The organism is Dactylosporangium maewongense, assembly GCF_039531485.1.
GTDB lineage: Bacteria > Actinomycetota > Actinomycetes > Mycobacteriales > Micromonosporaceae > Dactylosporangium > Dactylosporangium maewongense.
Genome location: NZ_BAAAQD010000020.1, coordinates 26,845 through 42,119, shown reverse-complemented (window position 1 = coordinate 42,119; position 15,275 = coordinate 26,845). Strand labels below are relative to the sequence as shown.

General features: G+C 71.0%; 12 protein-coding genes. 7 read left to right on the top strand and 5 right to left on the bottom strand.

All coding sequences use genetic code 11. The annotated features are described in order from the left end of the window. A complete protein-coding gene (locus tag ABD332_RS39940; protein WP_344508681.1) occupies window positions 1-1,347 on the top strand; it encodes a condensation domain-containing protein in 1,347 nt (448 codons plus the stop codon). A gap of 43 nt (window positions 1,348-1,390) precedes the next feature. Here the strand turns inward: ABD332_RS39940 and ABD332_RS39935 are convergent, their stop codons facing one another. From ABD332_RS39935 to ABD332_RS39925, 3 genes are all read right to left on the bottom strand, one after another. Beyond that, window positions 1,391-2,653, bottom strand: coding sequence for a hypothetical protein (locus ABD332_RS39935; protein WP_344508679.1), 1,263 nt, complete (start codon window positions 2,651-2,653; stop codon window positions 1,391-1,393). A gap of 385 nt (window positions 2,654-3,038) precedes the next feature. Further along, window positions 3,039-4,598, bottom strand: a complete 1,560-nt coding sequence (locus ABD332_RS39930) for a 4-hydroxyphenylacetate 3-hydroxylase family protein (RefSeq protein ID WP_344508677.1) — start codon at window positions 4,596-4,598, stop codon at window positions 3,039-3,041. A gap of 12 nt (window positions 4,599-4,610) precedes the next feature. Next, window positions 4,611-5,858 carry a cytochrome P450 gene (locus tag ABD332_RS39925; protein WP_344508676.1) on the bottom strand — a complete coding sequence of 416 codons (1,248 nt, stop codon included), beginning with the start codon at window positions 5,856-5,858 and terminating at the stop codon, window positions 4,611-4,613. 151 nt (window positions 5,859-6,009) lie between these two features. Between ABD332_RS39925 and ABD332_RS39920 the strand changes: the two genes are divergently transcribed. Further along, entirely contained in the window at window positions 6,010-7,164 is a 1,155-nt protein-coding gene (locus ABD332_RS39920; RefSeq protein ID WP_344508674.1) for an epoxide hydrolase family protein, read from the top strand. A gap of 103 nt (window positions 7,165-7,267) precedes the next feature. Here ABD332_RS39920 and ABD332_RS39915 read toward each other — a convergent pair whose 3' ends face one another. Next, the gene (locus ABD332_RS39915) at window positions 7,268-7,477 is read right to left on the bottom strand and encodes a DUF6052 family protein (protein ID WP_344508672.1); all 210 of its coding nucleotides are present in this window, start codon (window positions 7,475-7,477) and stop codon (window positions 7,268-7,270) included. Further along, window positions 7,467-8,753: a phenylacetate--CoA ligase family protein gene (locus tag ABD332_RS39910; RefSeq protein WP_344508670.1), complete on the bottom strand. Its 1,287-nt coding sequence runs from the start codon at window positions 8,751-8,753 to the stop codon at window positions 7,467-7,469. The genes ABD332_RS39915 and ABD332_RS39910 overlap by 11 nt, the downstream gene beginning before the upstream one ends. 249 nt (window positions 8,754-9,002) lie before the next feature. Between ABD332_RS39910 and ABD332_RS39905 the strand changes: the two genes are divergently transcribed. The 5 genes from ABD332_RS39905 to ABD332_RS39885 all read left to right on the top strand — a co-directional run bounded on the left by ABD332_RS39905 (window position 9,003) and on the right by ABD332_RS39885 (window position 14,926). After that, the gene (locus ABD332_RS39905) at window positions 9,003-9,668 is read left to right on the top strand and encodes a flavodoxin family protein (protein WP_344508668.1); all 666 of its coding nucleotides are present in this window, start codon (window positions 9,003-9,005) and stop codon (window positions 9,666-9,668) included. After that, window positions 9,665-11,095, top strand: a complete 1,431-nt coding sequence (locus tag ABD332_RS39900; protein ID WP_344508666.1) for a phenylacetate--CoA ligase family protein — start codon at window positions 9,665-9,667, stop codon at window positions 11,093-11,095. Before ABD332_RS39905 ends, ABD332_RS39900 begins: the two co-directional genes overlap by 4 nt. Before the next feature lie 21 nt (window positions 11,096-11,116). Next, window positions 11,117-12,577, top strand: coding sequence for an anthranilate synthase component I family protein (locus ABD332_RS39895; protein WP_344508664.1), 1,461 nt, complete (start codon window positions 11,117-11,119; stop codon window positions 12,575-12,577). A 4-nt stretch (window positions 12,578-12,581) separates the two neighbouring features. Continuing rightward, complete coding sequence (locus tag ABD332_RS39890; RefSeq protein WP_344508662.1) at window positions 12,582-13,205, top strand: anthranilate synthase component II; 624 nt, start codon at window positions 12,582-12,584, stop codon at window positions 13,203-13,205. A 98-nt stretch (window positions 13,206-13,303) separates the two neighbouring features. Next, window positions 13,304-14,926, top strand: a complete 1,623-nt coding sequence (locus ABD332_RS39885; RefSeq protein ID WP_344508659.1) for an MFS transporter — start codon at window positions 13,304-13,306, stop codon at window positions 14,924-14,926. Window positions 14,927-15,275 lie beyond the last annotated feature (349 nt).

The window sequence follows — 15,275 nt, the reverse complement described above, 5'->3', positions numbered from 1 at the left end:
ATGACCGGCATCCCCGCAGAAGCCGGCGGTGGCGTCGAGCGCGCGCCGCTGTCGCTGCAGCTGGACTTCCTGCGCCTCATGGACGGCGGTGGGGGATGGGGCCCGTTCGGCCCCCGCTTCACCGTCGTGGCCGGGTGGCGGGTCGAGGGTGAGATCGACCTCGACACGCTGCACGGTGCGATGCGCGACGTGGTCGCCCGGCACGAGACGCTGCGCACCAGGCTGGTGCTCGACCCCGACGACCCGCACCAGGAGATCCACCCGCCGTCGGCGCCGCGGCTCGTGATCAGCGACCTGGACCCCTCGGCCGAGGACCGTGACGCCGTCGCCGAGGCGTTCATCAACGCCATCGAGGAGGACGACGGGCTCGGCATCGACGAGATCCCGGGGCTTCGGGTGTACCTGGGCCGCTTCGACGCCAAGGACTCGGTGCTGGCCTACATGGCGCACCACACCGCGGTGGACGGCTACTCGGTGCACCTGGTGATGCGGGACCTCGCCGCGTTCTACGCCGCCCGCAAGGAGGGCCGGCCGGTCGACCTGCCGCCGGCCCGCCAGTACCGCGAGTTCGTCGCCCACCAGCTCGAGCACGCCGACGACGCCCAGTCGCGGGCGGCGCGGGCGTTCTGGCGGGAGGAGCTGGCGGGCGCGCGGATGACCCCGCTGGCCAACGACCGGCCCCGGGCCACCGGCGCGTACACCACCGGCTGGCACCGGTACATGTTCGAGGACGAGCTCGACACGGCGGTGCAGGAGTTCGCGCGGACCAGCCGCAGCTCCCCGTTCATGGTGCTGATGGCGGCGTTCCTGACGGTGCTGCGCGAGCGGACCGGCGAGACCGACCTGGTGGTGCCGACGTTCATGCCGGGCCGCGGGCCGGCGTGGACCGCCGACGTCATCGGCACGTTCTACAACTTCACCCCGCTGCGGGTCGACCTGTCCGGCTGCGAGACGTTCACCGACGCGGTCGGCGCGGTCCGCCGCTCCTGCCTCGCCGCGTACCGGCACGAGCTGCCGTTCCTGCAGCTGGCCGGGGAGGCGCCGGAGCTGATGGCCTCGGTCGTCACGCCCCGGGCCGCGCCCGTGGTCTTCCAGGTCATCCAGTCGCCCTTCATGCGCGGCGAGGACGAGGTCGCCGACCTGCGCTTCGCGGCGATCCGCCGGCGCACGATCAGCTCGGCGGCCGGGTCGCAGATCCCCGACGGGATGCTCGTCTCCGCGGAGCTGCACCCGGCGGGCGGCATCGGCGGCCGGGTCGGCTACACCGACATGTTCGACGAGTCGACCGTCGTGGACATCATGACGCGGCTCCGTGAGGTGCTGCGGACCGAGGTCGAGCGGGGCTGAACACACAGACAAGGGCCGCTGCGGATCCCGCAGCGGCCCTCGTTCATGCCCGGACGGTCCTGCCGAACTTGACGAGGCCGCGGATCAGGCCGCGGACCCACATGACGACGCCGACGCCGTACACCCCCAGCATCAGCACCAGGATCAGCACGAAGTCGAGCGGTGTGAGGTGGCTCCGCCCGCCGGACGTCCAGGTGATGAACTCGGTGACGACGGTGGCCATGATGGGCACGAAGACGGTCAGCAGCGTCATGACGGCGAAGCCGCGGCCGACGATGTAGAAGACCGAGTAGGTGCGGATCGCGGTGCGCTCGCGCCGGGAGATCCCGGACTGGTCGGTCACGTGCGCGCGCTTGCCGATGAGCCGCAGGACGCCGTTGCGCAGCATCGTCTCGGTGTCCGACATGAGGTTGCGGCAGTTGAGCGCGGTGGACACCAGGTAGTACAGGTCGGTGCGCAGGTAGAAGAAGCACTGGAAGAAGACCCGGAAGACGTAGCTCAGCAGCAGCGCGCCGACGAACTCGCGCCCGACGGGCGCCATCGCGATGACCCCGTGCCGATCCGCGAACAGCGTCAGCACCAGCAACGACGCGGAGACCAGGTCGACGATCGACCCGGCGAGGAAGGCCAGGAACAGCCGGCCCTTCGACGCCATCCGCAGCCCGCTGATGTCGGTCTGGGCCACCATCACGTACATCAGGTTGCTGATGCCGAGCGTCACGGGCACGCCGGCGGCGCGGGCGACGGTCGCGTGGGCGAGCTCGTGCAGGAACGTGGCGCCGAGCGTGAGCGCGAGCACGGTGAGGCTCAGCACGGCGAAGTTGCCGTGCGGGTACAGCAGCACCTCGGTGCTCGGGAACAGCGACAGGTCGGCCAGCATGATCGCCGTCGCGCCGCCGATGAGCAGCAGGCAGGCCGCCAGGACCGGCGCGCTGGTCAGCCGCCGGGCGACGGCCGGTGAGATCCAGTCGAGGCTGACCTTGCGCAGCCGGCGCCCCTTCGGCCCGTGGTGGTGCGGCTCCTCCCGCGGGCGGTCGCCGGCGATGAACCCCTCCGCGGTCATGACGGCGAGGAAGTCCTCCATGTCCGGGGTCTCGTGGTAGCGGGACTCGTAGCGGCGGGCCGCCTCGCCGACCGTGTCGCCGGCGGCGAGCCAGTCGAGCAGGTCGACCCCGTCTTTCGGCAGTGCGAGAAACGCGCCGCGGGACGGGTCGCCGATGACGATCTCGTCCCCTTCCGGGCGGCGCTGGAACGGCAGGACAGCGACGGTCGTGTCGGCGTTGTAAGGGGCGCGGAGCTGGGTCACTGGTCACTCCAATCTTGCGACTACTTTTCAGCACACCAATAGTGGGGAACCGGAACTTTCCCGGTCCCCCACTTGGTTTGATGCCGTTACCGTCCTGCTCAGACGGGGTCCGTGCCGGGGCACGCGGCGTTCGCGGTGATGTTGGCGCTGGTCTTGATCTCCTCCAGCTTGCGAACCTCGATCTTCTTCATTCTATTCACCTCCGTCCATTTCTCTGTTGGTTCAATACTGGCACTCCAGCGACGCTCCAGCTTCTTTCAAAATGCTCTCGTAGTCATTCGGTCACGCTGTGTGGTAATTGCCGATGGTGAATGTCCGCTTCCCAATTTCCGCACACGAGAACGCCCCGCCCCTCGGAGGAGAGGGGCGGGGCGCGGGAGGAGGATCAGATGTTGAGGCCGCCGTAGGAGAGCTTGCGCAGCTCGTCGAAGGAGGCGAGGTCCGGCGCGGTCCAGCCGTCGAGGTCGTACTCGCGCAGGCAGGCGTCGGCGAAGGCCTTGTACTGCTCGGTCTGGCCGCCGGCGATCTGCCCGTTGAGCAGCTCCACCCTGGTGTTCTCGTGGTTGCCGGAGTAGTTGCGCTCGTAGAGCTCGTGCCGGCCGCCGAACTCGGAGCCGAACGCGTCCCACAGCAGCTTCATCACCTTCACCCGGTCGACGGCGTCGACGCCCTTCGAACCGCGCAGGTACTTGTCCAGGTAGGGGCGCACGGCCGGGTTCTTGAAGTCCTCGGCGCTGGAGTTGACGTAGATGAGCCCGCTGGCGATGTCCTGCAGCGCGATCTCGCGGATGCGCGGGTAGCCGATCTGCATGAACCAGCGGTACGCCATGCCGTACTGGGGATTCGGCTGCACCGCGCCGTCCTTCCACGGCACCGGGTTACGGGCGGCGGCGTCCGACAGCCCCCAGAAGAGGTTGCGCCAGGCGAGGACCTCGCCGAGGCGGCTCTGCACGCCGCGGAAGCTGTCGGTGCCGGTGATCTCGACGGCCTTGAGCAGCAGGCCGGCGAGGAACTCGAGCTTGACCGCCAGGCGGGTGCAGCCGTGGAACGTGAAGCGTTCGGTGAACCCGGACTGGCCGGAGAACATCTGGACCTTGCCGAGGTCGCCGTAGACGAACACGTTCTCCCACGGGATCAGGACCTTGTCCAGGACCAGGATCGTGTCGTTCTCGTCGAGACGGGAGGACAGCGGGTAGTCGAACGGGCTGCCCATCACCGCCGCCATCGCCGCGTAGGACGGACGGCACAGCAGCTTCATGCCGGGCGCGTCCATCGGCACCGTCGCGATGAGCGCGAACTCCTTCTTGCGCACCGGCACCCCGTAGTGCGCGAGGAAGTTGTAGTGCGTCAGCGCCGACGCGGTCGCGACCACCTTCGCGCCGGACACCACGAGACCGGCGTCGGTCTCCCGCTCCACGTGCACGAAGACGTCCTCGACCTCGTCCGGCGGGCGGGACCGGTCGACCGGCGGGTGCACGATCGCGTGGTTCCAGTACAGGACCTTCTCCTGCGACTCGCGGTACCAGCGCCGGGCGTTGTCGCCGAACGGCTCGTAGTAGTCGGCGTTGGCGCCGAGGGTGCCGAGGAACGACGCCTTGTAGTCGGGGCTGCGGCCCATCCAGCCGTAGCTCAGCCTGGCCCACGCGGCGATCGCCTGCTGGTCGGCGACGAGGTCCTCCGCGCTGCGCGGCGTCCGGAAGAAGCGGTGGGTGTAGCCCCGGCTGCCGGTGTCGGTCGGCGCGGTGAGCACGTCGTGCGTCGCGGGGTCGTGCAGGGCGTCGTAGAGCCGCGCCGTCATCCGGACCGGGTTGCGGAACGCGGGATGCCGGGTCACGTCGGCGACGCGCTCGCCGTACAGGTACACCTCCCGGCCGTCACGCAGCGACTCGATGTACTCGTCGCCGGTGAACGGCCGGGTCACGCGGGCGTCGGTGGCTGGCTCCATGGTGCAGGCCCCTTACCAGGTGACGGGGAACGACGTCAGGCGCGAGACGGTGAAGTCGAAGTACCAGGGGATCTCGGCCGTCGGCACCGCCGGGCGCAGCTTCGGCACGCGGTCGGCGAGGGTCCGCAGGACCACCTCGAGCTCCAGGCGCGCCAGGTTGTGCCCCATGCAGTGGTGCAGCCCGTAGCTGAAGGCGAGGGCGCCGGTCGGCGGGCGGGTGATGTCGAACTCGTCGGGGTGCGAGGTGACGCTCGGGTCGAGGTTGGCCGCGGCGCAGCTGAGCAGGATGCCGTCACCGGCCTTGATGGTGACGCCGCCGATCTCGACGTCGGCGGTCGCGACCCGCGACAGCTGCTCGACGAGGTTGACCGTGCGCAGGATCTCCTCGATCGCCCCCGGGACCAGGCTCGGGTCGGCGACCAGCGCCTCGTACTGGCCCTCGTGGTCGAGCAGGGCGAGCGTGCCGAGCGCGATGGCGCTGGTGGTCGTGACCGTCCCGGCCATGAGGATGGCCATCGCGAACGCGACCAGCTCGTCGCGGGACAGCTCGCCGCTGCGCACGTGGCTCGCGATGAGGTCGTCGATGAGGCCCTCGCCGGGCTCGGTCATCTTCTTGTCGACGAGCCGCTCCAGGTAGACGGTGAACTCCTCCCACGCCGCCTCGGCCTTCTCCGGCACCACCAGGTCGTGCATGGGCCCTTCGAAGAAGTCCCGCTCGGCGTAGGGCACGCCCAGGAACAGGCACACCACCATCATCGGCACCGGCGCGGCGAAGTCGGCGAGGAAGTCCGCCGGCTGGGGCTTGGCGAGCATCGCGTCGAGGCGCTCGTCGACGATGCGCTGGATGATCGGGCGCAGCGTCTGCACCTTGCGGTTGGTGAAGCTCGGCAGCAGCATCTTGCGCTGGCGGGTGTGCACCGGCGGGTCCACCCCGAACAGCACCTCCGGGAAGCCGCCCTCGACCTCCTGCGCCATCTCCTTGCTGGCCCGCATGTGCAGGTGGCTCTCGTCGATGACCGGGTAGTCATCCCAGGTCGCCATGCTCGACATCGCCGGGTCGGCGAGCAGCGCGCGGACCTCGGCGGGGCCGGTCACCAGCCAGGCGGTGCGGCCGTTGTACAGCCGGACCCGGATGATCGGGCCGGGCTCGCGCAGCTTCGCCGTGCCGGCCGACGGCTTGTACGGGCATTCGCGCTGCAGCGGATACGCCGGCGCCGCATCGGGCGCGACATCGGTCTCGGTCGAATGGGTCACCGTCATGGCATCACTGTCGTCCGAGGCCACGGCGGCGTGCATCTCATGCCGTGCGCACCGGACGCACCTGGGCACAACAGGAGATGGGGCAGCCGGGGCCCGGGTGCGACGCTACGGACAACAGCAGGAGATCACACCGAGTTGAGGTGGTGCGCCGATGCGACCGTTCCAGGTTGACATACCCGAGTCCGAGCTGGACGACCTGCGCGGCCGGCTGGCCGCCACCCGGTGGCCCGACGCCGGGCCCGGCCCCGGCTGGTCGCGCGGCGTCCCGCTGGCATACCTGCAGGAGCTCGCCGAGTACTGGCGGACCGGCTTCGACTGGCGGGCCGCGGAGGCGAAGCTCAACGCGCACCCGCAGTTCGTCACCGAGATCGACGGCGCCACGGTGCACTTCATCCACGTGCGGTCCCGGCACGCCGACGCGACGCCCATCATCCTGACCCACGGCTGGCCGGGGTCGGTGCTGGAGTTCCTCGACCTCATCGGGCCGCTCACCGACCCGGAGGCGCACGGCGGGACCGCCGAGGACGCGTTCCACGTGGTCATCCCGACCATCCCCGGGTTCGGCTTCTCGGGCCCGACCGGCCAGCCCGGCTGGAGCGTCGCCCGGGTCGCCCGCGCGTGGGCCGACCTCATGCGCTCGCTCGGCTACGACCAGTACATCGCGCAGGGCGGCGACTGGGGCAAGGTCATCTCGCTGCAGCTCGGGCTCGCCGACGCGGAGCACGCCGCCGGGGTGCACATCAACATGCTCGTGACCTTCCCGCCGGACCCCGCCGCCGTCGCGTCGCTGGACGCCGACGACCTGGAGCGGCTCGGCCACGGCGCGCACTTCGCCGAGGACGGCATCGGCTGGCAGAAGATCCAGTCGACCCGGCCGCAGACCCTGGCGTACGCGCTGACCGACTCCCCGGTGGGCCAGCTCGCCTGGATCGTCGAGAAGTTCTACGAGTGGACCGGCGCGGGCGAGCGGCCGGAGGAGGTGATCGACCGGGACACGATCCTGTCGATCGTCACCCTGTACTGGCTGACCGCGACCGCCGGGTCGTCGGCGCAGATCTACTACGAGACCACGCCGACCACCGGCGACTTCGTGGCGACCTGGGGCGGCCCGTGGAACCTGGCGATGCCGGTCGCCGTCGCGGTGTTCCCGCACGACGCGACCCGCCCGATCAAGACCTTCGCGGAGAAGGCCCTGCCGACGCTGACCCAGTGGACGGAGCACCCGGACGGCGGGCACTTCGCGGCGCTGGAGCAGCCGGAGGCGCTCGTCGCGGACATCCGCACGTTCGCCCGGACCCTGCGGTGACATCTCGCTGAGACTCGGTGGGCCGGTCGGCCTCGGCGGCCGGTGCCACCTGAAGGTTCGTGCCCCGGCCCGAAGACGGGCCGGGGCACGAACGGTGTGTGGGTCAGGCCGCGACGGGCAGCGCCGCCTCGTCCCACTGGTGCGAGTAGAACTCGAACACGAGCGCCTGCCCCTCCAGGGCGACCTGGAGCTCGGCGACGGCGCGGCGCACCGCGGCCCGCACCGCCGGCACGTCGACCTCGGCGAGACCGTGCAGGGTCCGGTAGCACTCCAGCAGCTGCTGCTCCTGCGGTCCGGTCAGTTCACCGCTCATCGTGGAACCTCGCTCCCTTCAGCTCGAACCGCGGCAGGCTGCCGGGCTCGACGATCTCGACATCGGGCCGGATGCTGCACTCGCGCTTGACGGTGTCGGCGATGCGCGCGGCCAGGTCGTCTGCCGGCGTGCCGACCGGCTCGACCCGCAGGACGACGGTGTCGAGCCCGCGGACGGTGCGCAGCACCGTCTGGAACTCCCCGACCTCGTCGAAGCGCCGCAGCACCTCCTCGAACATGACCGGCTCGACCGACACACCGCGGATCTTGCGCATGTCGTCGGCGCGGCCGAGGATGCCGCCGTCGAACCAGTCCCAGCTGCGCCCGCAGGCGCACTCGTGCCACGGCCGGCGGATCACCAGGTCCTCGGTCCAGTGCCGGAACAGCTGCATGCCCTCCCGGCCGATCCCGGTCGACACCCGGACCCCCTGCTCGCCGTACGCGACGGGCTGCTTCGTCACCGGGTCGAGCACCTCGTCGATGACGGTCGACTCCATGCTGTGGCAGCCGCCGCGGTTGGCCCGGCACTCGAACATGTTGGTGGTGCCGAGCTCCGTGGTGCCGGCGGCGTTGAACACCTCGGCGCCGAAGCCGTGCGCGATCGCCTGGGTCGTCGCCTTGGACCGGGCCTCGCCGCCCGCCATGATGATCTCCACGTTGGCATCGCGGGCCAGGTCGACGCCCATCTCCTTGGCCGTCTCGATCAGCCGCAGCGCGTAGCTGGGGGTGCAGCCCAGCACCGACACCCGCTGGTCGATCATCAGCTTGATGCGGGCCTGCGAGTCGAAGCCGCCGGCCGGGATGACCGTGGCCCCGATCCGCTCCAGGGCGTAGTGCATGCCCCAGAACCCGACGAACATGCCGTAGCCGAACGCGACCATGCCGCGGTGGTGCTCGCGGACCCCGAGCGCGTACAGCGCCGTGGCGTACACGTCCGCGCACCAGGTCCAGTCGCGGATCGTGTCGAACGAGCGCACCGGCGGGTTGCCGCTGGTGCCACTCGTCTGGTGGTGCCGGATCGCCAACGCCGGGTCGGTCGACGGCAGCGTCCCGTACGGCGGCGCCACCTCCTGCGCGGCGATGAGGTCCTTCTTGTACGTCAGCGGCATCCGCGCGAAGTAGTCGTCGAGCGAGCCGATGCCCGCCGGGATCCGCTCACTCCAGAACTCCGAGCGCTGGGCGTGCTGCAGGGCGACCTGCAGCTTGCGCCACTGCCACTCCCGCAGCTGCGGCCGGGGCATCGTCTCGGTCCTGCGGTTCCAGTATTCGCCTCCCATGGGTGGCTCCCTCGCCCTCGATTGATCTTCATCGTTCATCGTTGGGCGCGGCGCCGGGCCGTGCATCTTGCTGCGTGCGCGCCTTGCCGCGGGGGCGCGCGCATCTCGCTGCGTGCCGCGTTCGCCGCGGGGCCGTCTCCGGCGGACGCCGGCGGCTTGACGATCACCGCACGTTGCAAGATGCGGCGGCGGGCGGCCCCGAACGACGCTCGAAGCCACGTCCCGTGCCACTTCGAGGAGGCGCCACCCATGGAGCCGAAGATCGTCGCGATCAACGGATCGGAGCGCGACGGCAACACCGCCGGCGTCCTGCGCCACGCGGCCGCGGTGGCCGCGAACCGCGGCGCGGCGTTCGAGACGATCGACCTGCGCGACCTGCGGATGCTGCGGTGCGGCCCGTGCGGCGACTGCAACGACCGGCCGATCCGCTGCGAGCAGACCGACGACATCCCGGCCGTCGTGGACAAGATGATCGCCGCCGACGGGATCATCTACGCCGCGCCCGTGCACGGGTTCGGCACCTCCAGCCTCATGCAGACCTTCATCGAGCGGGCCGGCGTGGGCTACCTGCGCTTCGACCGCCCGCTGTCGAACAAGGTCGCGGGCGTCATCGCCGTCGCCCGCCGGTACAACAACAGCGACGTGACCGGTCAGCTCATGGCCAACGTCCTGCTCAACCGGATGATCATCGTCGGCAGCGGGTTCCCCGCCGAGGTGCAGGCGCTGCACAAGGGCGACTACGCCAACGACGAGGAGGGCCTGACCAACGTCACCCGCATGGTCGAGCGGATGGTCGACATGATCGAGCTGCTGAACAACTATCGCGAGCTCACCGGCCGGGCCGACGTGCTCGACGTCGGCGACCGCAACGAGCGGGTCGGACTGGCCCTCGACGAGCTCAGGGCGAGCCTGTGACCGCCGCGACCACCACCGCAGGGGTCCGGCTGCCGGCCGGCTTCCGGGCCCGCTACGACGACCTGTCCGTGCGGTACTACGCCGGCGCGCTGTCCGAGACGGACCTGCGTGCCTGGCACGACGAGCGGTTGACGACCGTGCTCAAGCACGTCACGACCCGCTCGCCGTTCTACCGCAGGCACCTCGCCGGGATCGTCGTCGACGCCGTCACCACCTCGACCCTCGCCGCGCTGCCCTTCACCACGAAGGAGGACCTGCGCCGGGAGATGTACGGGGTGCTGTCGGGTCCGATGTCCGAGGCCGCCATCTACTACGAGACGACGGGCACGACCGGCGCCTCGACGCCCTGCCCGCGCGGCCCGAAGGACATCCTGACCAGCAACCGCGCCGTCGAGCAGTCGTGGCGCCGGCTGCTGCGCCACCGCTTCGGCGACCGCATGCCGGTCATCGGGCTCATGGGGCCGTCGGAGCTGTACGCGTTCGGCGACGTGTTCACCGCTGTCGCGGAGTCCGTCGGTGCCTGCCACGTCAAGATCTGGCCGGAGTCGCCGCGGGTCGGGTTCCGCAAGGCGCTGCGGCTCATCGAGGAGCTCGGCGTCGAGGTCGTCGTCTGCGCGCCGGCGCTGTGCCTGAGCCTGGCGAAGGCCGCCCTGCACTACGGGTACGACCTGCGCCGCCTGCCGATCAAGATGTTCCTCGTGCTCGGCGAGATCTGCACGCCGCAGCTGCGGGCGAACGTGTCGTCGCTGTGGCCGGACGCGACCGTGTACCCGACGCTGTACGGCTCCCAGGAGGCGCTGTGCATCGCGACCGGGGCGCACACCGGCGAGATGCACCTGGCCGGGCTCAACTACATCGCCGAGGTCGTCGACCCGCGGACCGGCGCCTCGCGGGGTCCGTTCGGCGAGGGCGAGCTCGTGCTGACCATGCTGGTCGACGGGATCAAGCCGCTCATCCGGTACCGCACCGGCGACCTCGTCAGGGTCCGGCCCGGCCGGCCGGACGCGCCGCTGCCGGGTCCGGTGGTGGAGGTGCTCGGCCGCGCCGCCGACCGGATCCGGGTCGGCGCCGCGGACCTGCAGCCCGCCGAGCTGGAGGCGCTCGTCCTCGAGGACGTCCGGGGCTGCCTCGGCTACCAGATCGTGCTCGACAACGACGGCACCCAGGACACCGTCACCGTCCGGCTGGACCTGGTGCCAGCGCTCGCCGGCGAGGCCCCGGCGATCGGCGCGGCCGTCGCCGCCCGGCTGCGGGAGCGCACCGGCGTGCGGGCCGGCCTCACCGTGGAGGCCGACCTCGACCCGGTCACCAGCACCGGCTCGTTCGTGAGCTGGAAGGCGGCACGGATCCTGGACAACCGCACGGCACCGGACGCCGCGGTGCTGGCCGCCCGGGAGGTTGCGCACCGCTACGCGATCACGACGTGAACGGGGACTTCGATGCCTTCTTTGTCTGATCAGGTACGCGTACACACCCGGCGGCACCGGATCCCGAGGCCCGGCGCGCTGCCCGCGTGGTCCGCGCTCGCGGCGCGCTTCGGTCCCGGCGAGGTCTACCTGCTGGAGTCGGCGACGGGCCCGGGACAGGACGCCCGGCACGAGTTCATCGGCTTCGGCGAGCTGCTCACCGTCTCGGTGACCCGCGGCGCCGTCCACGTCGGCGGCGTCCCGGCGCTGCGCGACGCGGTGCTGGACCGCACGCGCGGCCTGCTGGTCGCCGACGGCGACACCCTGCGGCTGCCCGCCATGACCGACCTGTGGCCGGTTCTGCGCGCGGTGCAGGGGACGTTCGACGCGGAGGGCTCAGCCTCGCGGTTCAGCTTCGGGTTCCTCGCCTACTTCGGCTACGACGCGGTGCGGTACATCGAGGAGCTGCCGTACCTGATCGAGCAGGAGCCGTCGCTGCCGGACGTCCACCTCGTGCTGTACCGCGGCTGCCTCACCCACGAGGTCGGCGCCGCCGAGTCCGAGCTGCTGCTGTTCGACAGCGACGCCTGGCCGGCGCTCCCCGACGACATCGTCGGGCTGCTGGCCGGCGCCCCGCCGGTGGACCCGCCCCGGCTCGCCGAGGTGACCGGGTGGAGCGACGACACCGCCCGCGAGGACTACCTCACGACCGTCGAGGCGTGCCTCAAGCACATCGCGATCGGCGACATCTACCAGGTGCAGATCGGCCACGAGCTGACGGTCCGCACGCCGACCCCGCCGCTGGACGCCTACCAGCGGCTGCGGGAGCGCAACGCGTCGCCGTTCATGTACCTGACGGCGCTCGGCGGGCACACCCTCGTCGGCGCGAGCCCGGAGCTCTTCGTGCGGGTCGAGGACGGCAACGTGCTGATGCGGCCGATCGCCGGCACCGTCCCGCGCGGCGGCCCCGACGGCGACGAGGCGGCGGCCCGGCGGCTGCTCGCCGACCCCAAGGAGCTCGCCGAGCACACGATGCTGGTGGACCTGTGCCGCAACGACGTCGGCCGGATCTGCCGGCGCGACACCCTGGACGTGCCGGAGCACTTCAGCATCGAGCGGTACTCCCACGTGCAACACCTGGTGTCCACCGTCTCCGGGCAGGCGGAGGAGCAGGTCGACAGCTACGACATCATCCCGGCGCTGTTCCCCGCCGGCACGATGACCGGCGCGCCGAAGATCCGCGCCATGGAGATCATCGAGGCGATGGAGCACAGCCGGCGCGGCCTGTACGGGGGAGCCCTCGGCCTGATCGACGTGGGCGGCTACCTGAACATGGCCCTGTGCATCCGCACGCTGATCCACCACGACGGTGAGTACCGCACCCGGGCCTCGGCGGGTGTCGTCGCCGACTCCGACGCCGGGCGGGAGTGGACCGAGACGCTGGCGAAGCTCAGCGCCGCCTTCTGGGCGGTCACCGGCCGCGAACTGTTACAGGAGGACTGACATCGTGCGGGTGCTCGTCGTCGACGCGTTCGACAGCTTCGTCTACATCATCCGGCAGTACCTCATGTCGGCCGGCGCCGAGCCGATCATGGTGCGCTCCAACGCGCTGCGGCTCGACGAGGTGCGTGAGGTGCGGCCCGACTCGATCCTGCTCGGTCCGGGGCCCGGCAGCCCCGACGACTCGGGGCACGTGGACATCGTGCGGGCCTTCGCCGGGGAGGTCCCGATCCTCGGCGTCTGCCTGGGGCACCAGGCGATCGGCCGTGCCTACGGCGCCACGGTCGTGCCCGCCGAGCACCTCATGCACGGCAAGACCAGCCGGATCCGGCACGACGGGCGGCGGCTCTTCCGCGGCATGGCCGACGACTTCCACGCCACGCGGTACCACTCGCTGGTGGTCGTCGAGGAGACGGTGCCCTCCTGCCTGGAGGTCAGCGCGCGGTCCCTCGACGACGGCTACATCATGGCGATGCGGCACCGGTGGCTGCCGGTCGAGTCGGTGCAGTTCCACCCCGAGAGCATCTGCACGCAGAACGGGGCGCACCTGCTGAACAACTTCGTGAAGTTCTGCTCGACGTTCCCTTCCTGGCGGTACGACGTGGCCCGCCAGCTGGAAGCCGCGGCGTAGAGAGCGCATTTGTGAAGATGTCCGGTCCATGTGCCCCCCGAACAATGGCTGCGAGGGCCTCGTCGTTGCGGTGACGCGGCTTCGAACGAGGAGGGGACATGGCAACACATACGCAAGGCCCGGAGGTGAAGGCGACCCGGCGCGAGTGGCTCGGGCTCGCCGTCCTCGGGTTCCCGTCGATGCTCGGCATGATCGACATCAGCGTGCTCTTCCTGGCGCTGCCGAACCTGACGGCCGACCTCGACGCGAGCGCCAGCCAGCAGCTGTGGATCGGTGACATCTACGGCTTCCTCAGCGCCGGGTTCCTGGTCACCATGGGCACGCTCGGCGACCGTATCGGCCGCCGAAAACTGCTCGTCATCGGCGCCACCGCGTTCGGCCTGGTGTCGGCCGTGGCGGCGTTCGCCACCACGCCGGAGATGCTCATCGTCTGCCGCGCGCTGCTGGGCATCGCCGGTGCGACGCTCATCCCGTCGACGCTCGCGCTGATCACCCAGATGTTCAAGAACCCGAAAGAGATGGGCATCGCGATCGCGGTGTGGGCGTCGGCGCTGACGCTCGGCGTCGCCCTCGGCCCCGTCGTCGGCGGCATCCTGCTGCAGTGGTTCTGGTGGGGCTCGGTGTTCCTGATCGGCCCGCCGGTCATGCTGCTGGTCGTCGCGACCGCCCGGGTGCTGCTGCCGGAGTTCAAGGACCCGAACGCGGGCCGGCTCGACCTCTTCAGCGTCGCGCTCTCGCTGCTGGCGATCCTGCCGGTCATCTACGCGTTCAAGGAGCTGGCCGCGAACGGCTGGACCGCCGTCGCCGTGGTCACGCTCGTCGGTGGCCTCGCCTTCGGCACCCTGTTCGTCCAGCGCCAGCGCAAGCTCGCCGACCCCCTGCTCGACATCCGCCTGTTCAAGATCAAGGCGGTCAGCGGCGCGCTGGTCCTGGCCCTGCTCATCGGCGCCGTCCAGGGCGGCGCCGGCTTCTTCCTGGCCCAGTTCCTGCAGGTCGTGGAGGGCCGCAGCCCGCTCAGCAGCGGTCTGTGGATCCTGGTGCCGACCTTCGCGCTGCTGATCGGCATCGGCATGAGCCAGGGCATCGCGCAGAAGGTCCGCCCCGCGTACGTCGTCGCCGGCGGCGCGGTCATCGCTGCCATCGGCATGACGGTGCTCAGCCAGCTCACCGTCGCGGCCGGCCTGGCCATGCTCATCGTCGGCTTCAGCATCGTCTTCTTCGGGGTCAGCCCGGTCGGCCCGGTGGTCAGCCAGCTGGTCGTGCCGGCCGCCCCGCCGGAGAAGGCCGGCTCGGCGTCCTCCCTGCAGACCACCAGCGGCGACCTGGGCGTCGCGGTCGGCATCGCCACCATGGGCAGCATCGGCGCGGCCGTCTACTCCCGCGAGATGGTCGTCCCGCCGGAGATCGTCGGCACCCCCGCCGGCGACGCCGCGGCGGAGACCGCGGACGGCGCGCTCTTCGTCGCGCAGTCCCTGCCGGGCGCGGTCGGCGACGCACTGGTCGCCGCGGCCCGCACGGCCTTCACGACGGAGCTCAACACGGTGGCCGCGGTCTGCGGCGTCGTCTTCCTCGGCCTGGCGGTCCTGTCGGTGGCCACCCTGCGCGGCGTGCCCCCGATGGCAGGCCAGGGCGGCGGCCACGGCCACGGAGCCGCAGCCGACACGGCCGACACGGCCGAGGACACCCCCGCCCCCGACACCGAGAAGGTCCAGCCCGTCTGACCCGCTTCTTGGTTCCCGAAGGCGGGCCGGCACCCCAGGTGCCGGGCCGCCTTCCACTGCGACGGTCCCGCGCACCTCACCCCCCGACGCTCCGCTCCGGCTCCGCTTCCGCGGCCGTGATCCAAGTCGCGTCACGGCCGCCCGGACGACCAGGGCTGTCCTTCGATCTTCGCGGTTCGCAACCCGCTCGGTTGCACGGTCGCGCTCCGTGCCGTGGTCGCGGTGATGTTCCCCGGCCGCCGTCCTCGCATGGGTCCAGCGCCGTCGAGGGCGTCATCCGGTGCTTCCACGCCGTCGCTGGGTTTCACAACCGATGCGCATCACTCCGGTCGCCGACGCCGCGCTCGGC

Bases quoted from the DNA above. Each gene is read 5' to 3' on its own strand.
- ABD332_RS39905 (WP_344508668.1), top strand. From the start codon at position 9,003: ATGGAGCCGAAGATCGTCGCGATCAACGGATCGGAGCGCGACGGCAAC.
- ABD332_RS39915 (WP_344508672.1), bottom strand. From the start codon at position 7,477: ATGAGCGGTGAACTGACCGGACCGCAGGAGCAGCAGCTGCTGGAGTGC.
- ABD332_RS39925 (WP_344508676.1), bottom strand. From the start codon at position 5,858: ATGACGGTGACCCATTCGACCGAGACCGATGTCGCGCCCGATGCGGCG.
- ABD332_RS39940 (WP_344508681.1), top strand. From the start codon at position 1: ATGACCGGCATCCCCGCAGAAGCCGGCGGTGGCGTCGAGCGCGCGCCG.
- ABD332_RS39910 (WP_344508670.1), bottom strand. From the start codon at position 8,753: ATGGGAGGCGAATACTGGAACCGCAGGACCGAGACGATGCCCCGGCCG.
- ABD332_RS39930 (WP_344508677.1), bottom strand. From the start codon at position 4,598: ATGGAGCCAGCCACCGACGCCCGCGTGACCCGGCCGTTCACCGGCGAC.
- ABD332_RS39920 (WP_344508674.1), top strand. From the start codon at position 6,010: ATGCGACCGTTCCAGGTTGACATACCCGAGTCCGAGCTGGACGACCTG.
- ABD332_RS39885 (WP_344508659.1), top strand. From the start codon at position 13,304: ATGGCAACACATACGCAAGGCCCGGAGGTGAAGGCGACCCGGCGCGAG.